Source organism: Bradyrhizobium sp. BR14999 (genome assembly GCF_056106085.1).
Map to the genome: position 1 here is coordinate 4,709,476 of NZ_CM148536.1, position 26,430 is coordinate 4,735,905.

The 26,430-nt window shown below is 65.2% G+C and carries 25 protein-coding genes; 13 read left to right on the top strand and 12 right to left on the bottom strand.

Features of this window, described 5'->3' with window-relative positions:
• Position 1 precedes the first annotated feature (1 nt).
• Complete coding sequence (topA, locus tag ACR9YP_RS21880) at positions 2-2,767, bottom strand: type I DNA topoisomerase (RefSeq protein WP_474217035.1); 2,766 nt, start codon at positions 2,765-2,767, stop codon at positions 2-4.
• Between the two features lie 323 nt (positions 2,768-3,090).
• On the opposite strand from topA, the gene ACR9YP_RS21885 reads away from it, so the two are divergent.
• Entirely contained in the window at positions 3,091-3,234 is a 144-nt protein-coding gene (locus tag ACR9YP_RS21885; RefSeq protein WP_244551336.1) for a hypothetical protein, read from the top strand.
• 135 nt (positions 3,235-3,369) lie between these two features.
• Here ACR9YP_RS21885 and ACR9YP_RS21890 read toward each other — a convergent pair whose 3' ends face one another.
• Positions 3,370-3,837, bottom strand: coding sequence for a winged helix-turn-helix transcriptional regulator (locus ACR9YP_RS21890; protein ID WP_438107769.1), 468 nt, complete (start codon positions 3,835-3,837; stop codon positions 3,370-3,372).
• 124 nt (positions 3,838-3,961) lie between these two features.
• Between ACR9YP_RS21890 and ACR9YP_RS21895 the strand changes: the two genes are divergently transcribed.
• Both ACR9YP_RS21895 and ACR9YP_RS21900 read left to right on the top strand, forming a co-directional pair.
• Positions 3,962-4,735: an SDR family oxidoreductase gene (locus ACR9YP_RS21895; RefSeq protein WP_474217038.1), complete on the top strand. Its 774-nt coding sequence runs from the start codon at positions 3,962-3,964 to the stop codon at positions 4,733-4,735.
• A gap of 209 nt (positions 4,736-4,944) precedes the next feature.
• The gene (locus ACR9YP_RS21900) at positions 4,945-5,127 is read left to right on the top strand and encodes a hypothetical protein (RefSeq protein WP_091895976.1); all 183 of its coding nucleotides are present in this window, start codon (positions 4,945-4,947) and stop codon (positions 5,125-5,127) included.
• Positions 5,128-5,199: 72 nt separating this feature from the next.
• Here the strand turns inward: ACR9YP_RS21900 and ACR9YP_RS21905 are convergent, their stop codons facing one another.
• Entirely contained in the window at positions 5,200-5,808 is a 609-nt protein-coding gene (locus ACR9YP_RS21905; RefSeq protein WP_474217040.1) for an FMN-dependent NADH-azoreductase, read from the bottom strand.
• Positions 5,809-5,891: 83 nt separating this feature from the next.
• Here ACR9YP_RS21905 and ACR9YP_RS21910 point away from each other — a divergent pair, with 83 nt between their 5' ends.
• The gene (locus ACR9YP_RS21910; RefSeq protein ID WP_438107772.1) at positions 5,892-6,338 is read left to right on the top strand and encodes a winged helix-turn-helix transcriptional regulator; all 447 of its coding nucleotides are present in this window, start codon (positions 5,892-5,894) and stop codon (positions 6,336-6,338) included.
• A gap of 232 nt (positions 6,339-6,570) precedes the next feature.
• Here ACR9YP_RS21910 and dprA read toward each other — a convergent pair whose 3' ends face one another.
• Positions 6,571-7,713, bottom strand: coding sequence for a DNA-processing protein DprA (gene dprA, locus ACR9YP_RS21915; protein ID WP_438107773.1), 1,143 nt, complete (start codon positions 7,711-7,713; stop codon positions 6,571-6,573).
• Positions 7,714-7,804: 91 nt separating this feature from the next.
• Between dprA and ACR9YP_RS21920 the strand changes: the two genes are divergently transcribed.
• Entirely contained in the window at positions 7,805-9,049 is a 1,245-nt protein-coding gene (locus tag ACR9YP_RS21920; protein WP_474217041.1) for an amidase, read from the top strand.
• 228 nt (positions 9,050-9,277) lie between these two features.
• Here the strand turns inward: ACR9YP_RS21920 and ACR9YP_RS21925 are convergent, their stop codons facing one another.
• The 4 genes from ACR9YP_RS21925 to ACR9YP_RS21940 all read right to left on the bottom strand — a co-directional run bounded on the left by ACR9YP_RS21925 (position 9,278) and on the right by ACR9YP_RS21940 (position 13,605).
• Positions 9,278-10,495, bottom strand: a complete 1,218-nt coding sequence (locus tag ACR9YP_RS21925) for a patatin-like phospholipase family protein (protein ID WP_438107775.1) — start codon at positions 10,493-10,495, stop codon at positions 9,278-9,280.
• Between the two features lie 211 nt (positions 10,496-10,706).
• A complete protein-coding gene (gene plsY, locus ACR9YP_RS21930) occupies positions 10,707-11,303 on the bottom strand; it encodes a glycerol-3-phosphate 1-O-acyltransferase PlsY (protein WP_128933319.1) in 597 nt (198 codons plus the stop codon).
• A gap of 47 nt (positions 11,304-11,350) precedes the next feature.
• On the bottom strand, positions 11,351-12,652 hold the full coding sequence (locus ACR9YP_RS21935; RefSeq protein WP_176946019.1) for a dihydroorotase: 1,302 nt from the start codon (positions 12,650-12,652) through the stop codon (positions 11,351-11,353).
• Positions 12,653-12,657: 5 nt separating this feature from the next.
• Entirely contained in the window at positions 12,658-13,605 is a 948-nt protein-coding gene (locus ACR9YP_RS21940) for an aspartate carbamoyltransferase catalytic subunit (protein ID WP_091895998.1), read from the bottom strand.
• A gap of 293 nt (positions 13,606-13,898) precedes the next feature.
• Here ACR9YP_RS21940 and ACR9YP_RS21945 point away from each other — a divergent pair, with 293 nt between their 5' ends.
• From ACR9YP_RS21945 to ACR9YP_RS21955, 3 genes are all read left to right on the top strand, one after another.
• Positions 13,899-14,618 (top strand): M15 family metallopeptidase, encoded by a 720-nt coding sequence (locus tag ACR9YP_RS21945; protein ID WP_474221101.1) that lies wholly within the window; start codon positions 13,899-13,901, stop codon positions 14,616-14,618.
• 189 nt (positions 14,619-14,807) lie between these two features.
• Positions 14,808-16,451, top strand: coding sequence for an acyl-CoA dehydrogenase family protein (locus ACR9YP_RS21950; protein ID WP_438107778.1), 1,644 nt, complete (start codon positions 14,808-14,810; stop codon positions 16,449-16,451).
• A 23-nt stretch (positions 16,452-16,474) separates the two neighbouring features.
• Positions 16,475-17,239 (top strand): CPBP family intramembrane glutamic endopeptidase, encoded by a 765-nt coding sequence (locus tag ACR9YP_RS21955; protein ID WP_438107779.1) that lies wholly within the window; start codon positions 16,475-16,477, stop codon positions 17,237-17,239.
• A gap of 127 nt (positions 17,240-17,366) precedes the next feature.
• Here ACR9YP_RS21955 and ACR9YP_RS21960 read toward each other — a convergent pair whose 3' ends face one another.
• Both ACR9YP_RS21960 and ruvX read right to left on the bottom strand, forming a co-directional pair.
• Positions 17,367-18,290 carry an AEC family transporter gene (locus ACR9YP_RS21960; protein ID WP_438107780.1) on the bottom strand — a complete coding sequence of 308 codons (924 nt, stop codon included), beginning with the start codon at positions 18,288-18,290 and terminating at the stop codon, positions 17,367-17,369.
• 3 nt (positions 18,291-18,293) lie between these two features.
• On the bottom strand, positions 18,294-18,785 hold the full coding sequence (gene ruvX, locus ACR9YP_RS21965) for a Holliday junction resolvase RuvX (RefSeq protein ID WP_474217042.1): 492 nt from the start codon (positions 18,783-18,785) through the stop codon (positions 18,294-18,296).
• A 46-nt stretch (positions 18,786-18,831) separates the two neighbouring features.
• Here ruvX and ACR9YP_RS21970 point away from each other — a divergent pair, with 46 nt between their 5' ends.
• Both ACR9YP_RS21970 and ACR9YP_RS21975 read left to right on the top strand, forming a co-directional pair.
• A complete protein-coding gene (locus tag ACR9YP_RS21970) occupies positions 18,832-19,044 on the top strand; it encodes a hypothetical protein (protein WP_474217043.1) in 213 nt (70 codons plus the stop codon).
• A gap of 318 nt (positions 19,045-19,362) precedes the next feature.
• Positions 19,363-21,579 (top strand): DNA/RNA non-specific endonuclease, encoded by a 2,217-nt coding sequence (locus tag ACR9YP_RS21975; protein WP_474217044.1) that lies wholly within the window; start codon positions 19,363-19,365, stop codon positions 21,577-21,579.
• A 114-nt stretch (positions 21,580-21,693) separates the two neighbouring features.
• Here ACR9YP_RS21975 and ACR9YP_RS21980 read toward each other — a convergent pair whose 3' ends face one another.
• Both ACR9YP_RS21980 and ACR9YP_RS21985 read right to left on the bottom strand, forming a co-directional pair.
• Complete coding sequence (locus tag ACR9YP_RS21980; RefSeq protein ID WP_091896021.1) at positions 21,694-22,629, bottom strand: cyclase family protein; 936 nt, start codon at positions 22,627-22,629, stop codon at positions 21,694-21,696.
• A 196-nt stretch (positions 22,630-22,825) separates the two neighbouring features.
• Positions 22,826-23,716 carry a LysR substrate-binding domain-containing protein gene (locus ACR9YP_RS21985; protein WP_474217046.1) on the bottom strand — a complete coding sequence of 297 codons (891 nt, stop codon included), beginning with the start codon at positions 23,714-23,716 and terminating at the stop codon, positions 22,826-22,828.
• A 96-nt stretch (positions 23,717-23,812) separates the two neighbouring features.
• Here ACR9YP_RS21985 and ACR9YP_RS21990 point away from each other — a divergent pair, with 96 nt between their 5' ends.
• From ACR9YP_RS21990 to gatC, 3 genes are all read left to right on the top strand, one after another.
• On the top strand, positions 23,813-24,832 hold the full coding sequence (locus ACR9YP_RS21990; protein ID WP_474217047.1) for an NAD(P)H-dependent flavin oxidoreductase: 1,020 nt from the start codon (positions 23,813-23,815) through the stop codon (positions 24,830-24,832).
• Between the two features lie 147 nt (positions 24,833-24,979).
• Positions 24,980-26,056, top strand: a complete 1,077-nt coding sequence (locus tag ACR9YP_RS21995; protein ID WP_474217048.1) for an NAD(P)H-dependent flavin oxidoreductase — start codon at positions 24,980-24,982, stop codon at positions 26,054-26,056.
• A gap of 77 nt (positions 26,057-26,133) precedes the next feature.
• Positions 26,134-26,421, top strand: a complete 288-nt coding sequence (gene gatC / locus ACR9YP_RS22000) for an Asp-tRNA(Asn)/Glu-tRNA(Gln) amidotransferase subunit GatC (RefSeq protein WP_007611211.1) — start codon at positions 26,134-26,136, stop codon at positions 26,419-26,421.
• The last annotated feature ends 9 nt before the right edge of the window (positions 26,422-26,430 follow it).

Here is a 26,430-nt window from a genome sequence, read left to right on the forward strand (position 1 = left end):
TCTAATTCTTGCCGGCACTCTTCTTGGCCGGAGCCTTGGTGGCGGCTGCCTTGGTCGGCGACGGCTTTGTGGCAGAAGTCTTGGCGGTCGACGGCACGGCGGCGCGCGCCTTGCTGGTGGATTCGGTTTTCGATTTGGCCGCGGCTTTCTTCGTGGCGGGTTTCTTCGGCTTTGGCGCGGCGTCCTCTCCGTCCGCAGCCTTCTCCGTAGCCTTCTTGGCCTTGGCGGGCTTTGCCGCCTTCTTCGCCTTGGTCTTGCCGCCGCCCTTGGCCGCGCGTTCGTCGATCAGCGCGATCGCCTGCGGCAGCGTGATGGCGTCCTTTTCGAACTCGGCCGGGATCGTCGCGTTGACGCCGCCTGCGGTGACATAGGGGCCATAGCGGCCGCTCTTCACGGTGACGGTGCCGAGCGTCGGATGATCGCCGATTGCCTTGCCGGGATCGGCGCCGAAGCCGCGGCTCGGGCCCTTCGCGACCTTTTCCGCGATCAGCGTCACCGCGCGGTTGAGGCCGATGTCGAACACCTCGTCGCCGGCCTCGAGGCTGGCGTAGGTCTTCTCGTGCTTCACGAACGGCCCGAAGCGGCCGAGGCCGGCGGTGATCGGCTGACCGGTTTCCGGGTGCTTGCCGATCACGCGCGGCAGCGACAGCAGTTTCAGCGCAAGCTCGAGGTCGACATCGCTGGGCGAGGTGCCCTTCGGAATGCCCGCGCGCTTCGGCTTCTCGCCTTCCGCATAATCCTTCTGCTCGCCGAGCTGGATGTAGGGGCCGAAGCGGCCGGCCTTGACCCAGACATCGAAGCCGGTGTCGGGATCCTGGCCGAGCGAGCGGTCGGCGTTGGCTTCGCCATCAGCGGCGAGCTGGCGGGTATAGCGGCACTCCGGATAGTTCGAGCAGCCGACGAAGGCGCCGAACTTGCCGGCCTTCAGGTTCAGCCGGCCGGTGCCGCAGTTCGGGCACTGCCTGATGTCGCCACCATCGGCGCGAGGCGGATAGATGTGCGGGCCCAGCATCTCGTCGAGCACGTCAAGCACCTGCGCGACGCGCAGATCCTTGATGTCGTCGACGGCGCCGATGAAGTCGCGCCAGAAATCCTTCAGCACCTCTTGCCAGGAGATCTCGTTGTTGGAGATGCGGTCGAGCTGCTCTTCGAGGCCCGCGGTGAAATCGTATTCGACGTAGCGGCTGAAGAAGCTCTCGAGGAACGCGATCACGACGCGGCCCTTGTCCTCGCCATGCAGGCGCTTCTTCTCCAGCTTGACGTAGCCGCGGTCCTTCAGGACCTGGAGGATCGAGGCATAGGTCGAGGGCCGACCGATGCCGAGCTCTTCCATGCGCTTGACGAGGGATGCCTCAGAGAAGCGCGGCGGCGGCTCGGTGAAATGCTGGGTGACGGCGAGCGACTGCCGCTTCAGGGCTTCGCCTGCGCTCATGCCGGGCAGGCGGCGGGAATCCTCGTCCTCCTCGTCGTCGCGGCCTTCCTGGTAGAGCGCGAGGAAACCGTCGAACTTGATGACCTGCCCGGTGGCGCGCAGCTCCAGCGTCCGGCCGCCGGCTTTTGCGGTGATGTCGACCGTGGTGCGCTCGAGCTCGGCCGCCTCCATCTGGCTCGCGATGGTACGCTTCCAGATCAGCTCATAGAGCCGGGCCTGATCGGCATCGAGCTTGCGGCTCATGCTGTCGGGGCGGCGCGAGAGGTCGGTCGGACGGATCGCCTCGTGCGCTTCCTGGGCGTTCTTGGCCTTGGCCTGGTACTGGCGGGGAGCGTCCGGCACATAAGCGTTGCCGTAATCCTCGCCTATCACCTTGCGCGCCTGGGTGATCGCCTCGGGGGCAATCTGCACGCCATCGGTTCGCATATAAGTAATGAGTCCGGTGGTCTCGCCGCCGATGTCGATGCCTTCATAGAGGCGCTGGGCGATGCGCATCGTGTGCGCCGGCGCAAAGCCGTATTTGCGGCTGGCTTCCTGCTGCAGCGTCGAGGTGGTGAAGGGCGCCTGCGGATTGCGCCGCGCGGGCTTGGCATCGACCGCGGTCACGGCATAGGCGGCTGCTTCCAGCGCCTTCTTGAAGTCTTCGGCTTCCGCGCCGGTGCCGATGTCGAGGCGCTGGATCTTCTTGCCGTCGGCACCGACCAGGCGGGCCTCGAAGGCATCGCCGCGCGGGGTCAGCAGGGTCGCGACCAGCGACCAATATTCGCGCGGGACGAACTTCTCGATCTCGAGCTCGCGGTCGCAGACGAGGCGCAGCGCCACCGACTGCACGCGGCCGGCCGAGCGCGCGCCGGGCAGCTTGCGCCACAGCACGGGGGAGAGGGTGAAGCCGACCAGATAGTCGAGCGCGCGGCGCGCCATATAGGCGTCGACCAGCGCGCCGTCGATCTGGCGCGGATGCTTCATGGCTTCCGAGATCGCCTGCTTGGTGATGGCGTTGAACACCACGCGCTCGATCTTCTGGTCCTTCAGCGCGCGCTTCTCTTTCAGGACCTCCAGCACGTGCCAGGAGATGGCCTCACCCTCGCGATCAGGGTCGGTGGCGAGAATCAGGCGGTCAGCGCCTTTCAGCGACCTCGCGATATCGTTCAGCCGTCCGGCGGCCTTGGGGTCGACCTCCCAGATCATCTTGAAATTGGCGTCGGGATCGACGGAGCCGTTCTTGGCGGGGAGGTCGCGGACATGGCCGAACGACGCCAGAACCTCGTAGGACGAGCCCAGATATTTGTTGATCGTCTTGGCTTTCGCCGGCGACTCCACAATGACGATATTCATGTAGTTCCAGTAACTTATGGGAAAATCTTGGGCCGAATACGAAAGGACTCGGGTCGGCCGTTTCGACCCGAACATGGGTGGTGAGGCCGGTCCTGTCAAATCGGCGGGTGTTGAAAGCCGCCGCAATGGGAAAAGTTTCATATCGAGAAAGTTGCAAAATACCACCTTGGAGTTGCGGCCGATGTCGGCGTAATGTTTCCGCGGGGCATGGATTCGGGGTGGGTCTGGTGACTAGGCCAGGAAAGAAACGGGCGCGCGCCGCATCGGGCGCGCCGGGAGGCTCGCGCAACGAGGAACCGGGGGAAGGTGGGGCGGATGAGGCGGTGGCCTTCATTGCCGAGCAGACGGCTGCTCTGCGCAAGCTCGCCGAGCGCCACAAGCTGCACGTGTTACATTATCTCTTGGGCATGACACAGCTCGAGGCCGACGAGCATCTGAGGCTGCGGAGCAGGCGCAAGCTGTCGTGAGCGACTCTAGAGTAAGGCGCGCTGTCTCAACGTCGTCATTGCGAGCGCAGCGAAGCAATCCAGAATCCCTCCGCGGAAAGACTCTGGATTGCTTCGCTACGCTCGCAATGACTGTTTGGTGCCGGTCGTGCGCCGTCAGGCCGACCGCCGCCGCGGCGCCGGCCGCGGCTTCAGCGTGGTGTCGGCCGGGCTGAGCAACCGGCCGTCCTCGGCGCGCATTTCGAGCTTCTTCACCGGGCGGCCCTTGGCGCGATCGATCAGGATGGTCGCGATCTCTTCGGGGTGATCGTCGAACTCCTCGCTCCATTGCCGCAGCGCCACCAGGATCGGGAAGGTGCCGCGGCCCTTCTCCGTCAGCACGTATTCCTGGTAGCCGCTGCCGTCGGAGGCCGGGGCGGTCGCCAGAATGCCGTGCTCGACGAGTGACCGCAGTCGCACCGACAAGATGTTCTTGGCCATGCCGAGCTTGCTCTGGAATTCGCCGAAACGGCGTGCGCCGAGCAGCGCCTCGCGGATGATCAGCAGCGACCACCAGTCGCCGAGCGCCTCCAGCGATCGCGCGATCGGGCAGGCATCGCCCTCAAAGCTCGTTCGTTTCACCATGGTCTTTCGTCCTGTCGCGTTCGCCCGCTTTCGGGGGGGCGATCACGCGCTTGTGTGGTTGCATCATAAAACCGTATGCCCTAGATGGCAAATTAGTTTTATCATGCAACCACTGGAGGCGAACGTGAGACTGACGAACAAGACGGCCCTGATTACCGGCGGCAACAGCGGCATTGGCCTTGCGACCGCAAAATTGTTCGTGGCCGAGGGCGCCAGGGTCGTGATCACCGGGCGCAACAAGGAGACGCTGGAGGCAGCTGCGAAAAAGCTCGGGCCGAATGCGCTGGCGCTCGCCGCCGACGCCACCGACATCGCCGCGACGGAAGCCGCGATCAAGAAGGGCGCCGAGACGTTCGGCAAGTTCGACATCGTCTTCGCCAATGCCGGCATCGCCGGCGGCACGCCGCTCGGCTCGGCGACGCTGGACGTCTTCGAGAAGGTCATCAGCACGAACCTCACCGGCGTGTTCTTCACCGTTCAGTCGGCGCTGCCGTATCTCAACGACAACGCCTCGATCATTCTCAACGGTTCGGTGATCTCCGTGCTCGGCATTCCCGGCTACTCCGCTTACGGCGCCGCGAAGGCCGGCGTCCGCGCGATGGCGCGGACCATGGCCTCGGAACTGTCGCCGCGCGGCGTTCGCGTCAACGTGGTGGCGCCCGGTGCGATCCGCACGCCGATCTGGGGACCTGCGGTCGCGACGCCCGAGGCCGAGAAGGCGTTCGAGAAACGGATCGCGCTATCGACGCCGCTCGGCCGCATCGGCGAAACGGATCACGTTGCGAAGACGGTGCTGTTCCTCGCCTCCGATGATTCCGCCCACGTGCAGGGCCAGGAGATCTTCGTCGACGGCGGCGCGGTGGCCTCGCCGAGCGGCGCGCCGATCTATCGCGGCTAACCTAAAGCGCGATGACGATTCATCCAACTTTCATCGCGCTTTAGCGCAAATTGAATCGGTTGGCGCAATGCGCGCGGTTGCGCCGGCCGGTTCCTGCATCTTGCGCGACGTGCTCCAAAACCTTTGCGTGAGGACTTGAACCTCCGCGCGCACTGCCAAGACATTTTTACGGGCAGGGGGCAGAAGACTCATTTTTAAGGGAGTCCGTTATGCCGAAAGCAGCCCGTATTTTTTCGTCGATTTCATCACCGCGTATTTACACTGAAAATTCCGCCACCCCGGCCAAACGCTCCGGAAGGTCCGAACTCGTCGCGGTCGCACTGTTTTCCGGAATCGGCCTGTTCGTCTCGCTCGTCGCCGTGATCCTGGGCATGCAGGGCGTCTGGTTTTAGCTTTGCAGATGGCGCAGCCGTCCATCAGCCGCCGCAGGCGATGCCGCGGCGACTGATGATGTCGGTCTGATCTCAGGCCGCGCGCAGGCTGGTTGCCGCCTGGAGCGCGCCGGCCAGAGACTTCTCGCGATGCTCCGGTCCGACCTGGATGCCGTCGGCGATGATGAATTCGGCATTATGGATGCCCATGAAGCCGAATACGCCGCGCAGATAGCTTTCGAGGTGCTCCAGCGCTGCGGCGGGCGAACCCGCGCCATAGTATCCGCCGCGGGAGATCGCGACGATCACGCGCTTGCCGCCGGCGAGCCCCTCCGGCCCCGCCGCGCCATACTTAAAAGTCTTCCCCGCCACCAGGACGCGGTCGATCCAGGCCTTGAGCTGGCTTGGGATCGTGAAATTGTACATGGGTGCGCCGATGACGACGATGTCGGCGGCCAAGAACTCGTCCAGCGCGGCTGCGCTCGCGGCGAGGTCGGGTGCGAGTTCCGCCGGCGCGGGTGCGCCTTGCGCGGCCGCCAGGTGTGAGCCGGAGAGGTGGGCGAGCGGGGTCTGGGTCAGGTCGCGATAGGTGATGTCGAGCCCGGGCGTCGCCTGGCGCAGCCGGTCGACGATGGCGGCGGAAACCTGCCGGCTGACGGAGTGGGGGCCGAGGACGCTGGAGTCGATATGGAGGAGTTTCATTGGGGTCACCCATGGTATAAGTTTGTAACCCGCGCTACATGAGTGACTGTCGAAATCCCCGCAAGAACGCACTTTTTTGAGCCATGGGCACATTATTGAAACCTGAAAACACCGATTTGCCTGCTCCGCCGAGGCCAAATCCAAGGTCGGATACAAGGCCCGACCCAAGGCCGGATCCCAACCATGCGGATTGTCGTGGGGTCGCCTCCGTGCTGTCCCGTGTCGGCGACAAATGGAGCGTGTTCGTCATCATGATGCTCAGCGACGGGCCGAAGCGCTTCAATGAGCTGAAGCGCATGATCAACGGCATCTCGCAGCGGATGCTGACCTTGACGCTGCGTGGCCTCGAGCGCGACGGCCTCGTCACGCGCACGATCTTCCCCACCATTCCGCCGCGCGTGGACTACGAGCTCACCGATCTCGGCCGCGGCCTGTCGCGCCCCGTGGAAGCGCTCGGCAGCTGGGCGAAGGACCATCTGGCGCAGATCGAGGCGGCACGGACGAAGTTCGACCAGCGCAACGAGGGCTGAAGCGGAGAATGGAGAATAAGGAGTAGGAGCCTGATCGTGCTGCGAGGTGGATTTTACCCTCCCCTGGAGGGGGAGGGTCGGCTCACATTGAGCGCAGCGAAATGTGGGACGGGGTGGGGTGACAGTCTCTCCGTCTCAAACAGTGCCTGCGTGGAGAGATCACCCCACCCCGCTCGCGCTTCGCGCGATCGACCCTCCCCCTCCAGGGGAGGGTAAGGTACGGGCCAGCTCCCTAAAGCAGCGATACCAATCCGCCGCCGTGACGCTCCAGCTTGCCGGCGAGCTCGAGCTCCAGCAGCACGGTGCGCACGATTGCGGGCGAGGCGCCGGACATCCGCACGAGATCGTCGATCGAGATTGGGGCAGGGCCGAGCAGGCCGGTGATCTGGTCGCGATCGTGGCCTTGCGGATCGCTCTCGAACGGCTCGCTGTCGGGCTCGCCTGCGGGGTGCATCAGCGGCCGCTCCATGATCGGCTGCACCGCATTGACGATGTCGGCGGCCTCGGTGACGAGCGTTGCTCCCTGCTTGATCAGATCGTTGGTGCCGGCGGCGCGCGGATCGAGCGGCGATCCGGGCACTGCGAACACCTCGCGGCCCTGTTCGGCCGCCATGCGGGCGGTGATCAGCGAGCCCGAGCGGTGCGCCGCTTCCACCACGACCACGCCGAGCGACGCACCGGAGATCAGGCGGTTGCGGCGGGGAAAGTCGCGGGCACGTGGCTCATGGCCGAGCGGCATCTCGGAGATCGCAGCGCCCTCATGGTCGAGGATCGCGGCGAGCAGGTCGCCATGCTCGGGCGGATAGATGCAATCATGCCCGCCGGCGAGCACGGCGATCGTGCCGCTTTCGATGCTCGTGCGATGCGCGGCCTGGTCGACGCCGCGGGCGAGGCCGGAGATGACGACGAAACCGGCTTCGCCAAGCTCGCGCGCAAGCTGGCCGGCAAACTTCAAGCCGGCGCCGGAGGCATTTCGAGAGCCGACGATCGCGATCATCGGTCGCATCAAGGTTTTCGCGTCGCCGCGCACGGCGAGCAATGGCGGCGCATCGTCGAGCGTTGCGAGCCGCGCCGGATAGCCGTCTTCGCCGGGCGCGCGCCAGGCGATGCCGAACTTGCGGCTTGCGGCGAGCTCGGCCTTCGCTTCATCGGCGCTACAGATGCGCCCCGATCGCTGCGCACCGCCGCGGCGCGCCAGATCCGGCAGCCGCTCCAGCGCGGCGCGCGCCGTGCCGAAATGGTCGACCAGCGAACGGAAGGTGCGCGGCCCGACATTGTCGGAGCGGATCAGCCGCAGGCAGTCGATCCGCTCAGACTCGGTCAGCTCCACGCTTGGATTGATGGCGTCCACGGCGTCTCCTTGCAGACACAGCATGGAACAACCTGAGGGCGTTGCGCAACAGGGACGTGCGCTTGCGCGACCGCGCCCCGATGCTAAAAGCGATCCCAATAAGAAGGATTTTGCCATGATCTCACTCGCCGATCTCCAGCGCCGCATTGAAGCCGGCGAGTTGTCGCCCGATGCCGCGATCGCGCAATCGCATGCGGCGATCGAGGCCAAGGAGAAGGACGTCCGCGCCTTCGTCCGCCACGACAAGGCTGCGAAGGCGCAAGGCGCCGGTCCGCTGCGGGGCATCGCGGTCGGGATCAAGGACATCATCGACACGGCCAATATGCCGACCGAGATGGGCTCGGAGATCTATCGCGGCTGGCAGCCGCGCTCGGATGCGCCGGTCGTGATGATGCTGAAGCGGGCGGGCGCCACCATCATCGGCAAGACCACGACCACGGCGTTCGCCTCGCGCGATCCCACGCCGACGCGCAATCCGCACAATACGGGCCATTCGCCAGGCGGCTCGTCCTCGGGCTCTGCGGCAGCCGTCGGCGCCGGCATGATCCCGCTGGCGCTGGGCACCCAGACCGGCGGCTCGGTGATCCGTCCCGCCGCCTATTGCGGGACCGCCGCGATCAAGCCGTCGTTCCGCATGCTGCCGACGGTCGGTGTGAAGTGCTATTCATGGGCGCTAGACACGGTCGGCCTGTTCGGCGCGCGCGCGGAGGATCTCGCGCGCGGGCTGCTGGCGATGACGGGGCGCAGCGAATTCTCCGGCATCACCGCAGCGAAGTCGCCGCGGATCGGCGTCGTCAGGCAGGAGTTCGCCGGCGCCGTCGAGCCGGCGGCTGAAGAGGGGCTGCAAGCCGCGATCAAGGCGGCGACGCGCGCCGGCGCCAGCGTGCAGACCATCGATCTGCCCGAAGCGGTGCAGAAGCCCTGGCGCATCCATCCGATCATCCAGGATTTCGAGGCGCATCGCGCACTCGCCTGGGAGTTTTCCGAGCGCCACGACGAGATCGCGCCGATGCTGCGCGCCAGTCTCGATGCGACGGTCGGCCTGACGCCGAAGGAATATGACGAGGCGCGGCGGATCAGCCGGCGCGGCCGCCGCGAGCTCGGCGAGCTGTTCGAGGGCGTCGACGTGCTCCTGACCTATTCCGCGCCAGGTACGGCGCCGGCCAAGGAGCTCGCGACCACGGGCGATCCCCGTTACAACCGGCTCTGGACGCTGATGGGCAATCCTTGCGTCAACGTGCCGGTGCTGAAGGTCGGCGGCCTGCCGATCGGCGTGCAGGTGATCGCGCGCTTCGGCAACGATCCGCTCGCACTCGCAGCGGCCTGGTTCTTGGAGGACGCGCTGGCGAAATCAGGCTAGCGCGGGATGCGACTTGGTTGAATCGATGCGCCTCCGGGACTCGATACACCTCTCCCGTAGGGAGAGGTCGCATCGTGAGATGCGATCCGGGTGAGGGGTTATGACCTCACCGAATGCCACAGCCCCTCACCCGGATTGCACTGGACGATGCTCCGCATCGCCAGACGCAATCCGACCTCTCCCCGTTGGGGAGAGGTGAACCACGGACCGCCGGCAGACCGTCACACCCTATACCAGCGCGGGTTCGGCTGGAGCGATGCGCTGATCGGATGCAGGTGAGGCTGCACTGACAGCGGTGCCTTGCTTCAACCAGCGCTCCGCGGCCTCGCGGCCGCTCCGGTGCAAGAGGCGAATGAAGCCTCGGCCGAGATCGGTGGAGGAGCGTTGCGCCAGCCCGTCAACGAAGTCTTCGGCTGCGATCCTGGAGAGCCGCAGCGATGGCGCGGCATGAGCCTGCGCCCATTCGATCGCGGCGATCTCGGCGTTGAGCGCGGCGTTGGCTGCAATCTGGTCGAGCCGGCGGTCGATCGCGGCAAGCGTGATCGGCACGTAGCTGTCGCGCGCCGGCGTGACCTGGACCAGCAGGACATCGGACGTCATCGTTTCCTGCGCCAGCCGCAGCAGCGGCGGGTTGCCGCCAAAGCCGCCGTCCCAATAGGCCTCGCCGTCGATCTCGACGGCGCAGTGGACGAGGGGCGGGCAGGTCGAGGCCAGCGCGACGTCGGCGGTGACAGCGTCATTGCGGAAGATCTGTTGCTGGCCGTCGTGGATCCGCGTCGCTGCGATCAAGAGCTTGGGACAGTTCGGATGGCGCAGGGCGGCGAAATCGATGTCGCGCGACAGCGCCTGCCGCAGCGGATCGAGATCGAACGGATCGAAGTGGCCGGAGCGCAGCGTCGGCCCGAACGCGACCGAGCTTCCCGCTGGCGAAAAGCCGCCGACCAGCATCAGCGCGCGGAACGAGGCTTCATGCATCAGGCGGAGCCAGAACCGGTTCAGCCGTGACCGCGCGCCTTCGCGCCCGCCTTCGGCAAAGCCGGAGGCGAGCAGCAGCGCGTTGATGGCGCCGGCGCTGGCGCCACTAATGGTGTCGATCGCGATGGAGGGCTCTTCCAGCAGCCGCTCGAGCACGCCCCAAGTGAAGGCGGCGAAGGTGCCGCCGCCCTGAAGCGCCAGCGACAGTTTTCGCGGCGGCCATTGATCGGAATGCGTCCGCGCGGGCGCGACCGGTGCAGCCTTCGTCATGACGATATCGACGGGAGCGTCGGCTTTCGCGAGCGGCTCAGGCTGCGGTGCTTGCGGTAAAGCGGGAGCAGGTTCTAGTGCGGGAGGCGGCGAGGCCGCATCGGACCAGATATTGGTCATCGACAGCAGTCGGCTCGCTGCGGTGCCCGAAGCACCCTGCGAACCAACCCCGTCATGCGCGCCGACAATCTTCTCGCTCATTCTGAGCTACCGCGTAACGCTATCCACGCTGTCAGGATGACAGCCCAGAATCCCGCTGGCCAATACAACAGTGATTCGGCCGCAAGTTGCGAACAGGATTTGGGATATAATGTGGAAGGGCCGTTTCGGTATCCGTAGATGCCCGGCTCCGGAGTCTTGTTTTGACGCGTCTTCTTGACGCGAACCGGCATCCACTTCGCTCGAAAGCACTCTAGGCCTTCTCGCCGATCCGGCTTTCCTTGCCCGCTTGCAAGCGCTTGATGTTCTCGCGATGCGCGTAGAACAGCAACAGTGTCAGCACTGCTGTCAGAGCAGACAATGCGAGATGCCCGAACCACCACAGGAACATCGGCGTGATGAACGCCGCCACCAGCGCGGAGAGCGAAGAGTAGCGGGTGGTGAAGGCGGTCGCCAGCCAGAGCAGACAGAACACGACGGCGCCAGGCCAGAACAGGCCGAGCAGGATGCCGATATAGACGGCCACGCCCTTGCCGCCTTTGAACTTGAGCCAGACCGGGAAGAGATGGCCGAGGAAAGCGCCGAGCCCGGCCACCATGGCGGCATTGGGGCCTGCAATGTAGCCGGCAATCACCACGGCCACGGTGCCCTTGAGCGCGTCGAACAGCAAGGTGCCTGCGGCGAGGCTCTTGCGTCCCGTGCGCAGCACATTGGTGGCGCCGATGCTGCCGGAGCCGATCGAGCGGATATCCTGCGTGCCCGCGAGCTTGGTGAGGATCAGCCCGAACGGAATCGAGCCGAGGAGGTAGCCGATGACGAAGGCCACCGGCAAAAATGCTTCAAGCCCCATGGCGGCAGCTCCAAAGGCTGGATCTCCATGTCGAACGATCGCGCGCGTCAGACATGCTCGTAGACCGTCCGTCCGCCGACAATGGTGCGCACCACGCGGCCTGTAAAGCGGGCCTCGTCGAACGGGGTGTTCTTGCAGGGCGATTTGAGGTCGGCGGGATCGACCACCCACGGCGTATCGGGGTCGATCACGATGACATCCGCCGGGCTGCCGGCGCGCAGGGTTCCGCCTTGTAGCCCGAGCAGCTCGGCCGGCCGGGTCGACATCGCGCGGATCAGCGTTTTCAGTTCCATCTCGCCATTGTGCACGAGGCGCAGGCCCGCGGGCAGCATGGTCTCGAGTCCGACGGCGCCGGGAGCGGCTTCCGCGAACGGCAGGCGCTTGACCTCGACGTCCTGCGGATTGTGATCGGACATGATGACGTCGAGAAGGCCGGAGGCGAGTGCCGCCACCAGCGCGCGGCGATCGTCCTCGGTGCGCAACGGAGGCGACAGCTTCAGGAACGAACGATAGGGCCCGATGTCGTTCTCGTTCAGCGCCAGATGGTTGATCGAGACCGAGGCGCTGACGGTAAGCCCGGCGTCGCGGGCGCGCTCGAGGATCTCGAGGGAGTCGATGCAGGTCAGCGACGCCGCGTGGTAGCGGCCGCCCGTGAGCGCGACGAGCCGCAGATCGCGCTCCAGCATCACGGCTTCGGCGGCATTCGGGATGCCCATCAGGCCGAGCCGGGTGGCGAACTCGCCCTCGTTCATCACGCCTTCGCCGACGAGGTTGGGATCCTCGGTGTGATGCACGATCAGCGCGTCGAAGTCGCGGGCGTAGGTCAGCGCGCGGCGCATCACCTGGGCGTTGGTCACGCTTCTGTCGCCGTCGCTGAAGGCGACCGCGCCGGCGGCTTTCAACAGGCCGAACTCGGTCATCTCCTCGCCGTGCATGCCCTTGGTGAGGGCCGCCATCGGCTGGATGTTGACGATCGCGGTGTCGCGGGCGCGCCGCATCACGAAGTCGACCGTCGCCGAATTGTCGATGACGGGCGAGGTGGCGGGCTGGCAGATGATGGTGGTGATGCCGCCGGTTGCGGCGGCCTGGCTCGCCGAGGCAAAGGTCTCGCGGTGGCTGAGGCCGGGCTCGCCGACGAAGGCGCGCATGTCGATCAGGCCCGGCGCCACGATCTTGCCGGAGCAGTTGACGATGTCGGTACCCTCGGGGACGCCGGCCGCGCCAATGCCGCGGCGGGTCTCGCGGACGATGCCGTCGGCAATGAGAACGTCGGCGACACCGTCGAAATCCTTGCTGGGATCGACGACGCGGGCGTTGGCGAGCAGGATGGGGCGGCGGTCGGTCAACATCGGCATCACGCGTTCGGCAGGTTGCGGGCGAGCGCTTCCAGCACGGCCATGCGCACGGCGACGCCCATCTCGACCTGTTCGCGGATCAGGGACTGGGCGCCATCGGCCACGATCGAGTCGATCTCCACGCCGCGGTTCATCGGGCCGGGATGCATCACGAGTGCGTCCGGCTTGGCGTAGGCGAGCTTCTTCTGGTCGAGCCCGAAATAATAGAAGTATTCCGATGACGACGGCACAAAGGAGCCGTTCATGCGCTCGCGCTGCAGCCGCAGCATCATGACGATGTCGGCGCCTTCGAGGCCCTCGCGCATGTCGCGCGCGACCTCGACGCCCATCCGCTCGATGCCGGGCGGCAACAGCGTGGAGGGGCCGACGACGCGGACGCGGGCACCCATGGTGTTGAGCAGGATGATGTTGGAGCGGGCGACGCGCGAATGCAGCACGTCGCCGCAGATCGCGACCACGAGGCCCTCGATCCGACCCTTGTTGCGGCGGATGGTGAGCGCGTCGAGCAGGGCCTGCGTTGGGTGCTCATGTGCACCATCGCCGGCATTGATCACGGAACCGTCGACCTTGCGTGCCAACAGTTCCACCGCGCCGGAGGCGTGATGGCGCACCACCAGGATGTCAGGGTGCATCGCGTTCAGCGTCACCGCGGTGTCGATCAGGGTCTCGCCCTTGCGGATCGAGGACGAGGACACCGACATGTTCATGACGTCGGCACCCAGCCGCTTGCCGGCGAGCTCGAACGAGGACTGGGTCCGGGTGGAAGCCTCGAAGAAGAGGTTCACCTGCGTCCGTCCACGCAGGACGGTACGCTTCTTGTCAACTTGGCGGTTGAGCTCGACATATTCTTCGGACAGGTCGAGGAGGCCGGTGATGTCGGCCGCGGAAAGGCCCTCGATGCCCAGCAAATGCCGGTGGCCGAGGACGAAGGTCGATTTCGATGTCATTAAAAGCAGAGCTATAGGGGGGGATGGCGGGGGGAGCAAGGGGCAAAGGTGAGGAAGTGAGTTATCCCCTGATCTGTCGGTGCGGGCGGCGCGACGTCATCCTCTCCGTCATGCCCGGGCTTGTCCTGGCTTGTGCCGGGCATCCACGTTCTTCTATCGCATTTGACGCAAAAGAACATGGATGGCCGGGCCTTCGCCTCGCCGAAGCGGCTTCGGCCGCGCAGGCGGGACAAGCCCGGGCATGACGGTCCGGAGGCCATAGCGTGAGATCACTTCTGATTGCGACCGTCGTGATGGCTATCGTTTCGCCTACCCACGCCCAATCGCTGCCCGGCGGCTTCGTGTACCTGCGCGACATCGACCCCAGCATCATCCAGGACATCCGCTACGCCACATCGAACAATTTCGTTGGCCGTCCGCTCGCCGGCTATGGCGCCGGCGAATGCGTGGTGAAGCGGGAGGTGGGGCTGCGGCTGAAGGCGGTTCAAGAGGAACTGGCGGCGCAAAATCTCTCGCTCAAGATGTTCGACTGCTACCGGCCGGCGCGGGCCTCGCTCGACATGGTGAAGTGGTCGCAGAACGGCCACGAGACGGCCGCCGAGCGGCGCTACAATCCCAAAATTCCCAAGACCGAGCTGTTCCGCCTCGGCTACATCGCCAGCCGTTCGCAGCATTCCACCGGGGCGGCGCTCGATCTCACTCTGGTCGATCTCAAAGGCGACAATTCCGCCAAATATGATCCGTCAAGGATCTATGCCGATTGCACGGCACCGGCCGAGGCGCGGGCGCCGGAGGGCAGTGTCGACATGGGCACCGGCTATGACTGTACCGATGCGCTGGGCCATACTGCGGCACCATCTATCAACCCGGCCCAGCGCGCCTGGCGCAAGCGGCTGGTGGCTGCGATGGCGAGGCAAGGCTTTGTGAACTATTCGAAGGAGTGGTGGCATTTTTCCCTGCCGGGGGCGGGCGGGGCGGCCTATGATTTCCCGATCCAGCCGCGAACAAGGTAGAGTTCAATTGAGGCGGAAGCAGCCGCGAGCAGGTTTACCTCTCCCAAGGGGAGAGGTCGGCGCGAAGCGCCGGGTGAGGGGATCAGGTCCCTCGTTCGAGCGTAACCCCTCACCCGCGCCTGCGGCGCGACCTCTCCCGTCGGGAGAGGTGGCACCGCCCGCGGCGAGATACGGTCGATCGGAAGCATCATGACCCAGCCGAGCTTTGCGACCCACGAGGTCTTCAACCAGTCGCCGCCGTTCGAGAACGTCGACCTGTTCGCGGTGGATCGGCCGCTGGTCGAGGCGGTCAAGGCCAATGGCGGTGCGGCGGCGGAACGCGAGCTCTCGGAGTTCGGCAAGCACTGGGGCTCGGCCGCGATGGCTGATCGCGGGCGCGTCGCGAACGAGAACACGCCAAAACTGCGCACATTCGATGCCAAGGGCAATCGTCGCGACCAGGTCGAGTTTCACCCCTCTTATCACGAGTTGATGGCGCACAGCGCGCATGCCGGCGTGCACAATTCGACGTGGACGGCGGACGGGAAGCCCGCGGGCGATGCCGCCGAGGTCATCCGCGCGGCAAAATTCTATATCGCCGCGCAAGTCGAGACCGGCCATCTCTGCCCGATCACGATGACGCGCGCCTCCGTGGCCGCGCTGGCGATGCAGCCGGATCTGCTCGCGCGCGTGATGCCGGTGCTGTCGACGAAAAGCTACGATCCCAGCTTCGCGCCGTGGTGGGAAAAGCGGGGCATGACGCTCGGCATGGGCATGACCGAGAAGCAGGGCGGCACCGACGTCCGCGCCAACATGACGCGCGCAGTGCGCGACGGCGATGCCTACCGCATCACCGGCCACAAATGGTTCATGTCGGCGCCGATGTGTGACGCATTCCTGGTGCTGGCGCAGACAGACGCTGGGCTGACCTGCTTCTTCATGCCGCGTTTTGCGCCGGATGGCTCGGTGAATGCGATCCAATTCCAGCGGCTGAAGGACAAGCTCGGCAACCGCTCCAATGCCTCCTCGGAGGTCGAGTTCGTCGGCGCCTATGCGCAAGCGGTCGGCGAGGAGGGCAAGGGCATCCGCACCATCATCCAGATGGTGCAACTGACGCGGCAGGATTGCGCGATCGCCTCCGTCGGCCTGATGCGCTCGGGCCTCGCACATGCGCTGCATCACGCCCGTCACCGCAGCGTGTTCCAGAAGCATCTCGCAGACCAGCCCTTGATGCAGGCGGTGCTGTCGGACATGGCGCTGCATGTCGAGGCGAGCACAGCCCTGGTGATGCGGCTCTGCCGCGCCTTCGACCGCACGCCGCACGATGCGGCGGAGGCCGCGTACATGCGGCTGCTGACGCCCGCGATCAAATACTGGACCTGCAAGAGCGCGCCGCCGTTCCTCTACGAGGCGATGGAGTGCCTCGGCGGCAACGGCTATGTCGAAGACGGCATTTTGGCGCGTCACTACCGCGAGTCTCCCGTCAACGCGATCTGGGAAGGCTCGGGTAACGTCATGTGCCTCGACGTGCTCCGCGCGCTCTCGCGCGAGCCGGAGGCGGCGATGGCGGTGCTGCAATCGCTCGCGGCCGAGACAAAGGGGCTGCCAGGGACAGAAGATGCGGTGGCGTTCATCGGCAAAACCTTCCGCCGCGCCGACGGCGAACGGGTCGCGCGGCTTGCGGTCGAGAGGCTGGCGCTGCTCGCTGCGGCTGCGGCGCTGAACGGCGTGTCACCGCACGATGCCGAACTGTTCGCGAGCACGCGTCTCGCTGCCAATCACGCCAGCATGTACGGTGCCGTGGAGCTCGACAGCGCCGACGTGCGCGCGCTGCTGGAGCGCGCGCTGCCGTGAGTCTCCCAAACGAAAGCCTTTTGATGGACTCCGTTAATCCCGATCATCCGCCATTGAGGGTAACGCCTGCGACGCCGCATGTCTGGATGTTCTGGGGCACGGCGCTGTGGGGCTTCCTCATCTTCGTCGCGATGTTCGTCGGGCAGATCGGCGCGATCGTTCTGCTGGTGGCGGAGCGTGGTTTGCCCATGGACCTCGCTTCGCTGCAACTTGTCGGCCGTGAGCCCCAGGCGCTGGCGCTGTCGGTCACCATGGGTCTGCCAGCGACGCTGGCTGCGGTCTGGCTTGCCATTCGTATCAAGAAGGCGTCCTTCGTCGATTACCTCGCGCTGCGTTGGCCGGCCTGGAAGCAACTGGCATTCGGCGCCGTGGGGCTCATCCTGCTGGTACTGATCTGGGAGACGATGTCGCGCGCGCTCGGCCGCGAGGCGACGCCGGGCTTCATGGCCGATCTGTTGAAATCGGGCCGCGACAAGGGCGCCGCAATGGTGCTGCTGTTCGCCTTCAGCGTCGCTGCGCCGATGTCGGAAGAAGTCCTGGCGCGGGGCTTCCTCTATCGCGGCTGGTCGGCAAGCTTCCTGCGGGTGCCTGGCGCGATCCTCCTGTCGTCGCTGGTTTGGACGGTCGTGCACCTGCAATACGACATGTACTTCCTCGCCGAGGTCTTCACCATCGGATTGTGGTTCGGCTACATGCGCTATCGCGCCAATTCGCTCTGGCTCACGGCCGTGCTGCATGCGCTCAACAATCTGACCGCAGTGGTGCTGACGATGTGGCTGGGTGTCTGAGGTCTCATACTCCGTCATTGCGAGCGCAAGCGAAGCAATCCAGAATGGTTCCGCGGAGGAATTCTGGATTGCTTCGTCGCAAGGGCTCCTCGCAATGACGAGGTGAGGGAGCTCGCAATGACGAGTCTTAGGCCGCCAGCGCGATCGCCATTGGCATCGTGATGGCCGCAAAAATCGTCTGCAGCGTGATGATCTGCGCCAGCAGCGGCGCATCGCCGCCCATCTGGCGGGCCAGCACATAGGCGCTGGGCGAGGTCGGCACTGCCGCGCAGATCGCCACGATCGCGAGGCTATTGCCGGAAAGCCCGAACCAGGCACCGAGCACCAGCGCGAGCGCGGGCATCAGCGCGAGCTTGAAGACGACGCCGATCGCCGCTCCCATGCTCGGGCGCAAGAGGCCTTCGAGATGCAGGCCGGCGCCGGTGACGAGCAGGCCGATCGCGAGCGAGGAGCGGCTCAGCGCATCCGCCACCTCGTGCCAGAGCTTCGGCAGCGGCAGGTGCGTCAGGTTGACGGCAAGCCCGATGACGCAGGCCCAGATCAGAGGATTGCGGATCACCGTCATGACGATGGCGCGTGCGGACTGCTTTTTAGGCGCGGCGTAATGGGCGAGCACCACGACGCTGAGCACGTTGACCAGGGGAATGATCGCGACCATCGCCACGGAGGCGAGCGCCAGCCCGACGTCGCCGAACAGGTTGGCGGCGACCGACAGCCCGACGAAGGTCTGCCAGCGCGTTGCGCCCTGAAAGATCGAGGTGAAGGCGGGCCCGTCAATGCCGAGCCGCGACAAAGCGGGGCGCAGCGCGAGGCACAGCAGCGACATCGCGAGCGCCGACAGCAGCAGCGCGCCGCCGACGCCGGCGACCGGTACCTTGGAGAGGTCGGCCTTCACCAGCGTCTGGATCAGCAGCATCGGAAACAGCACGAAATAAGTCAGCCGCTCCAGCCCGTGCCACTGCGTGTCGAGCCGCATCAGGCTGCGCTTCAGCACGACGCCGAGCACGATGAGGACGAAGACCGGCAGCAGCGCCGCGATGACGACGGCCATGGATCAGTCCGTCCCCGGGCTCGCGCGAAGATTGGCGAGGCGGTCGAGCGCGCCTTGCAGGATGAAGATCGCGGCATGCTCGTCGATCACCTCGGCGCGCTTGGCGCGGCTGACATCCATGCCGATCAGCTCGCGCTCGACCGCTGCGGTCGAAAGGCGCTCGTCCCAGAGGCCGATGGGGAGCGCGGTCAGGCCGGCGAGATTGCGGGCGAAGGCGCGGGTCGACTGCGCGCGCGGGCCCTCGCTGCCGTCCATGTTGATGGGCAGGCCGAGCACGAAACCGGTCGCCTTGCGCTCGGCCGCGATCGCGAGCAGCCGGGCGGCATCCTGCTTGAACGCCTTGCGCTGGATCGTCTCGACGCCGGTCGCTAACCGCCGGTCGGGATCGGACACGGCAACGCCGATGGTCTTGGTGCCGAGGTCGAGCCCGATCAGCGCGCCGCGCGCGGGCCAGTGGGTTGCAGCATCGACGAGTGGCAGGATAAGAGCCGGCATGGCCTTAGCGCATATCACGCGTCGCGCTGCGGAGTGAACCCTGGACATGGATGCACTGACACTATTCGGCCTGTTTGCCGTGACGGCGATGCTGGTCTGCTATGCACTGGAAGACCGCAGCCATTGGATCGTGTTGCTGTTCGCGGCGTCCTGCGCACTCGGCTCGGCCTACGGCTTCCTGCAGGGCGCCTGGCCGTTCGGCCTCGTAGAGGCGATCTGGGCTCTGGTGGCGCTGCGGCGGTGGCACCGGAGGGGCTAGCGACGGAAGCTCGTCTTTTGGACCGATCTCAAAGAAGAGCTTTTCGAAACCGTGATGCACATGCGAGAACATCGATCATTTGTTGCGTAGTTCACACAAGCAAAGCGCTCCCCATGACATGATGCCGCGCGCGCGGCAGCCGGCATCAATTGACGCGTTGGTTGTGGCGCGATAGGATTATGAGGCTAAAGTAGTAGGGGACCCAACCCCGATTTGAACAATCATTGGCAGTGAACGGCAGATCAGGCCGCACTGCAGCCTTGGCGCAATTTTCAGCGTCCGCACGTCGATATTCATCCGAATTTTCGAGAGGTCATCATGTTCATCAAGCCAAGCCTGATCGCGGGCTCAGAAAGGCGATTCAAGCAAGCCGAGTTTTCACCGGAAACCCTGAACCGGAAACTGGGCGACGGCCCGATCGAGATGACGGTCGAGAAGAAACGCCTGCGCCAGCGCCAGCTTTTCGCCGAGACACGGGACGTGCAGGCGGCCGAGATCGGCCTCGAGCGGATCATCCAGGGCAACGATCTCGACAGCATCAACTACCTCGCCAAGGGTACGGCGGCCTCGCGCCCGGTCTGTCGCATCCAGCTCAGGGATATGAGGTCAAATCTGCTCGGCTATGGCTCGGGCTTTCTGATCGGGCCGGGCCTGCTGCTCACGAACCATCATGTCTTCGGCAGGCCGTCCGATGCAGCCACTTCGATCGCCGATTTCAACTACGAACTGGACATTTCGGGACAAGAGCGCGTGCCGGTCAGATTCGGATTCGAGCCGGACAAATTCTTCTACACCAACGACAGGCTTGATTTCTCAATCGTCGCGGTGGCGCCGACCTCGGTGTCAGGCGACGAACACCTCGAGGATTGGGGATGGTTGCCGCTCAGTGGCGCGCCCGGCAAGGCTGACCCTGGCGAGTACCTCACCATCGTCCAGCATCCCAGCGGGCAGATGAAGCAGGTCTGCGTTCGCGAAAACAAGCTGCTCAAATATGTCGGTGACTTCCTCTGGTACAACACCGATACCACGGCCGGCTCGTCGGGCTCGCCGGCGTTCAACCGCTTCTGGCAGGTGGTCGCGCTGCACCACAGCGGCGTGCCGAGAAAGGATACGCGGGGCCGCACGCTGACCAAGGATGGCAAAGTGTGGGATGCCTCGATGGACGAAACCTCGATCGACTGGATCGCCAACGAGGGCATCCGGATCAGCGCGATCGTCGCCGATCTCAAGGTTTCCGTGGGCTCACATCCTCTGATCAAGCCGGTGCTCGACGAGGAGGAGCCGCCGACCCGGCAGGAGGTCGCGAAAATGCCGCGCCCCGCCGCTGCAGCTCCCTTCGGAGCGAGTGTCTGGGTCGAGCAGTCTGTCGACGGAAGCTCGCTGGTGGTCCCGATCCGCGTGCCATTGCCAATGTTCAGGAAGGACATTCCGGTTGCCCCACCGGCGCCCGTTCCGAACCTTGGGGGCAATGGCGGCGCGCCGAACGGCGGCATGCAGAACGGCGGCAAGCCCCTGATCGTCCCGCCGGTCGGCCTGTTGCCTCACATCAGCGCGAAGAACGGCCTGCCCATGGAGGCGGTGCACATCGATCAGAGCACGCTGAAATCGCGGCCCGGCTACAAGGCGAATTTTCTCGGCAGCGGCAAATTTTCCGTCCCCTTGCCGAAGATACCCGCCGCCCTCAAATCCCGGGTTGCGATGTTGAAGGGCAGCTCCAAGCAGTCCGAGCTGAAATATTTCAACTATAGTGTCGTCATGAACAAGGCGCGCCGGCTCGCCTTCTTCAGCTGCGTCAATATCGACGGCGGCGAGCAGCAGGACGTCGGCAAGCGCGAAGGCGATTCCTGGCTGCGCGATCCACGCATCGACGATGAGGCCCAGATCGGCGACGAGTTCTACCGCAAGCAGGCCACGTTCGAGGCCGACCGCAGCAAGAATCCGTTCGATCGCGGTCATCTCGTGCGCCGTCTCGATGCGACCTGGGGCGACACCGTCGCCGCGGCCAAGCAGCATGGCGACGATTCCTTCCATTTCACCAATTGCTCGCCGCAATTCTTCTCGTTCAACCAGGGCAAGCAGCTCTGGGCCGGACTGGAGGATTATACGCGCGATGTCCTGCTCGAAGGCGAGGAGAAGGGCATCGTGATGAACGGTCCGGTCTTCGACGGACCGGATGCCGACGGATCGGATTTGCCCAATCCGGCCGGCAAGTCGCACAAGGATCCGAGCTTCGGAGGCGTTCAAATTCCGAAATACTTCTGGAAAATCCTGATCCGACGCGACGACGATGGTCTCAAGGCGGCGGCATTCCTGATGAGCCAGCGAAAGCAGGTCATGGAGATCGATCGAATCCAGGAGGCGGATCTGCTCGAGCGGTTGTCCGAAGAGGATGTCAGCGTCTTCCAGGTCTCGATCGCAGACCTGACGAAATTGACCAAGCTCGACTTCGGCAATCTCGTCGACGCGGATTCGCACGAGGCGACCTCGGTCGGCCCGCGCCGGATCGAGTCCTATGAGGACATTCGACTCAAATAGTGCTTCGGTTCGCCGAGCCGCGAAACCGACGCGGCGTTCGGGTGAGGGCAGCGCTGCGCTCCGCAGAGACACCGCATGACCCTCACCCGACTTTCCTTAGGGCCCGTGTGGGCGTCAGCGGATTGCGATCGGATTGATCATCGCCTGCACGCCGCCGGTCCAGCGCGGCTGGCCAAGCACGAACAGAAATTCGTATCCCTTGTCCCGGGCGAGCGCAGCGGTGTCCATGTTCTCGAGGATGTAGGTCCCGTTCATCGCGAGCAGGATCTGGTGCACCTCGAACACGTTCTTGGACTCGAACGGCAGCACCTCGAGCGCCCAGGTATCGGCGCCGATCGCGACGACGCCCTTGCCGGTCAAATACTTCGCACCCTCGACGCCGAGGCCGGGCTCGCCCGCCGAATAGCGCTTGTCATCCTTGCCGATCAGGCTGAGCCAGCCGGTGTGGAAGATGACGACGTCGCCTTGGCGGATCTCGACGCCTTGCTTCTTGGCGGCTTCCTCGATCTCCTTGACGTTGAAGGCGGTGCCTTCCTTGACCACGTCGGTGTTGAAATAAGCGGCCATGTCGAGCAGCACGCCGCGCGTGACCATCGGCGGCACCTTCTCGATGCCGAGCTTCTTCAGCCCGTTGGGATCGGCGAAATCGGCGAGCTTGTTGCCGTTGTAATAGACATGCTCGACGCCGAGATGGCCGAGCCCGTCGAGCTGGCTGCCGATGCCGACCCAGGTGTCGAGGATATCGTCGTTATAGGTTGCCTTGTTCGGACCGAGACCCGGGCTGCCGGCCTGTCCGGGCTGCACGATGGTCAGCTTGAACGCGCGCGGCGGATAGGCTGGTGTCTGCGGCGTGACGGGAATGCCGAGGGCATAGGTCTTGCCGGTCTTCACCAGCGACGCCGCTTTCACCACGAGCTCGGGTGTCATGTAGTTGGCGGCGCCAATCTCGTCGTTCGGCCCCCATTTCGATTTGGTCCAGTCCTGTGCGCTTGCAGTTCCTGATATCGCCGACAACGCAGCGACACAGCACAACACGAGCGTATTGCGCATCGATAGTCCTCCCGATGTTTTGGCTTCGTTATGGTTTCGCGCCGGCCAGTCATTCATCCTAACGTAGAAGGAGAGCGGCCTTCAAAGTTTTTCCACGAGCAGCGCTGCGACGGCTGAACGCAACGCAGCGTGGATGGATTCAAGTACGACAGATTTGTGACGGTGAATTTCGCGCGGTGGAACGGATTGCGTCGCGTCAGGCCGCGATGACGTCGTCATCTTTCGTTAGGCACGCGGCAAAGCCACTGAGCGCGCTGGTTTGATGTCCGGCGCAGCGTTGGATGAAGAGCGTCTCGACGCGCGCGTGCGAGGCACTCAACGTATGGATCGACACATTGCCGTTCATCGCGCTGCATTCGACCACTGCGCGTGGCAGCAACGTCACGCCCATGTCGGCGGCGACGCAGCCGATCATGCCGTCGAGCGTGCCGAGCTCGAAGCGCGCGGCCGACGGCCAGCCGAACTCGACGAACACTTGCTCGAGCCGCTGACGGTAGGTGCAGCCGGTGCGAAACACCAGCGCGGTCGGGCCGGATTCCGGCGTGCCGGCGCGCAACTCGGCCAGCGAAGCCCAGCGACGCGCGCTGACCAGCACCAGCTCTTCGCAGAAGGCGCTCGTCGCGATGAGGTCGGCATGCGCGATGGGGCCCGCGACGAAGGCGCCGTCCAGCGTGCCGTCAAGCACGGCGGCGACGAGGTCGGCGGTCGGCGCGGTGCGCAAGGAAAGTCGCACGGCGGGGAAACGGCGATGGAAGTCCGCCAGCAGCGGTGGCAGCCGCACGGCCGCCGTCGTCTCCATCGATCCGATCGCGAGCGGTCCCTTCGGCTCGCCATCGTCACGCGCGGCGAGCAGGGCTTCGCGCGACAGCGCCGCCATTTTTTGGGCGTAGGGCAGGAGGCGCTTGCCGGCACCAGTCAGCGTCATGCCGCGGCTGTGACGTTCGAACAGCGGCGTGCCGATCTCCGCTTCCAGCGCCTTCACGCGCTGGGTAACGTTGGACTGCACCGTGTTGAGCTCTTCGGCGGCGCGGGTGATGCCGCCGGTGCGGGCGACGGCGGCAAAGGTCTGGAGATCGCTGAGTTCCATGGCGTCGTTCCGCTTTTGAGATGGTAGCGTTCTCAAGAATTCAATTTTAGAGAATGCTATTCGCGCCTAGTGTTCTTGTCCAGAGTGGGAGGACGCATGCCGATCGCGACGCCGCTGACAGAGCTTCTTGGGATCAAGCATCCCATCCTGTTGGCGCCCATGGACACCATCGCCGGCAGCCGGCTGACCCGTGCCGTCAGCGGTGCCGGCGGATTCGGAATCCTGGGTGGTGGCTACGGCGAGCGGGCCCGGCTGGAGGCCGAGACCAAGGAGCTGAATGGCGTTGCGCCGTTCGGTATCGGCTTCATCACCTGGAGCCTCGCAAAACAGCCCGAACTGCTCGACATCGCACTCGACGCTCGCCCGCAGGCCATCATGCTGTCATTTGGTGATCCCGCGCCGTTCGCGCCGCGCATCAAGGCGGGCGGCGCGCGATTGATCTGCCAGGTGCAGAGCGAGGACATGGCGAAGCAGGCGCTCGATGCCGGCGCGCAGATCCTGGTCGCACAAGGCACCGAAGCTGGCGGCCATGGCGCATCGCGCACCACGATCGACATCGTGCCGGCGATCGTCGATCTCGCGGCAGGGCGCGTGCCAGTCGTCGCGGCCGGCGGGATCGCTGACGGCCGGGGCCTCGCCGCAATGATGATGCTCGGGGCGTCCGGCGTGCTGATCGGCACGCGGTTCTATGCCAGCGTGGAGGCCAATGGTGCGGAGGAGGCGAAGCAGCGCATTCGCGCGGCTAATGGCAATGACACCGTGCGCGGCGTCGTCTTCGACTGGGCGCGAAATCTGTTCTGGCCGGCGCCGTTCACCGCGCGCTCGCTGGTCAATGATCACATCAAGCGCTGGACTGGCCGCGAGATCGAGTTGATGCAGCGCGCAAGCGAGGTCGCCGTGGAGTATGCTGCGGCGAAGGCTGCGGGCAATTTCGAGATTGCTGCGGTTTTTGCCGGCGAGGCGGTCGGCCTGATCCATGACATTCCGTCTGCCGCGGAGATCGTCGAACGCATTGCGGCTGAAGCCGAGCAGTTGCTTGCCGGACAGCGCAACTCGGTGAGAGGTACGCACGCTCTTCCACCCTCCCCTGGAGGGGGAGGGTCGCTTCGCATGTAGCGAAGCGAAATGCGTAGCGGGGTGGGGTGATCTCTCCAGGTGGGCAGCGCCTCCGAGGAGAGACTGTCACCCCACCCCGCTCGCGCTACGCGCGATCGACCCTCCCCCTCCAGGGGAGGGTAAGGAAAACAAGTAGTGAGAGAACCCATGTGGCCTGACCGTCGTCTAATCGATCTCTTCAAGACCGAATTCCCGATCGTGCTGGCGCCGATGGCGGGCGTGATGGATGCGGAGCTGGTGATTGCGGCCGCGCAGGGCGGGGCGCTGGGATCGCTGCCCTGCGCGATGATCTCGGCGGAGAAGGCACGCGAGCAGGTTGGCCTCATCCGCCAGCGCGTGAAGGCGCCGGTCAACATGAACTTCTTCTGCCACACGCCTGTCGAGCTCACGGCCGAGGCGGAGGCGCGCTGGAAGCAGCGGCTGGCCGGCTATTACACCGAGCAGGGCCTCGATCCCACAGCGCCGATCGCTGCGGCGAACCGTGCGCCGTTCGATGCGGCCTTCTGCGAGGTCGTCGAGGAGCTGAAGCCGGAAGTCGTCAGCTTTCACTTCGGCTTGCCGGAGCAAACTCTGCTCAAGCGCGTTAAGGCAGCCGGCTGCGTCGTGATCTCGTCCGCCACTACGGTGAAGGAAGCGGTCTGGCTCGAGCAGCACGGCGTTGATGCCATCATCGCGCAAGGCGCGGAGGCGGGCGGTCATCGCGGCATGTTCCTGACCGACAAGATCGCCGAGCAGCCCGGTACGTTCGCGCTGGTGCCGCAGGTCGTCGATGCCGTGAAGGTGCCGGTGATCGCATGCGGCGGCATCGCGGACGGGCGCGGCATTGCCGCGGCCTTTGCGCTCGGTGCATCCGGTGTGCAGATCGGCAGTGCCTATCTGCGCTGTCCGGAATCCAAGGTCACGGCCGGAGGCCGCAAGGCGCTCGCCGAGGCGGGCGACGAGTCCACCGTCGTCACCAATGTCATGACCGGCCGTCCGGCGCGCGGTGTCCAGAACCGCCTGATGCGCGAGGCGGGCCCGGTCTCGCCGGATGCGCCTCCTTTTCCCCATGCCGCGACGGCGCTGGGGCCGCTGAAGGCGGCTGCCGAAAAGCAGGGCAGGGTGGATTTCACCAATCTCTGGGCCGGCCAGGCCGTAGCCCTCGGCCGCGAGGTCCCGGCGGCCGAATTGACCCGGGATCTGGCGAAATCGGCCCTTGCCCGCATGAAAGCGCTTGCTGGCTAGGCGGGAAGCGCCGGTTGCGGCGCAAAAGCGGCCTCTGCTATACGGCGGTTAGGTTTTGCCGTGAGAGGCCTTATATAATGTCCGTCGACGCCGCTACCGTCCGCCGCATCGCGCATCTGGCGCGCATTGCGGTTTCCGAGGGCGAGGTTCCGCATCTGCAGGGCGAGCTCAACGCCATGCTCGCCTTCGTCGAGCAGCTCTCGGAGGTCAATGTCGAGGGTGTGGAGCCGATGACCTCGGTTACCCCGATGCAGATGAAGAAGCGGCAAGACGTGGTCAATGACGGCGAGATCGCCGACGATATCGTTGCGAACGCACCTGCGACCGAAGGACACTTCTTCCTGGTGCCCAAGGTCGTCGAATAACTTTTAGGA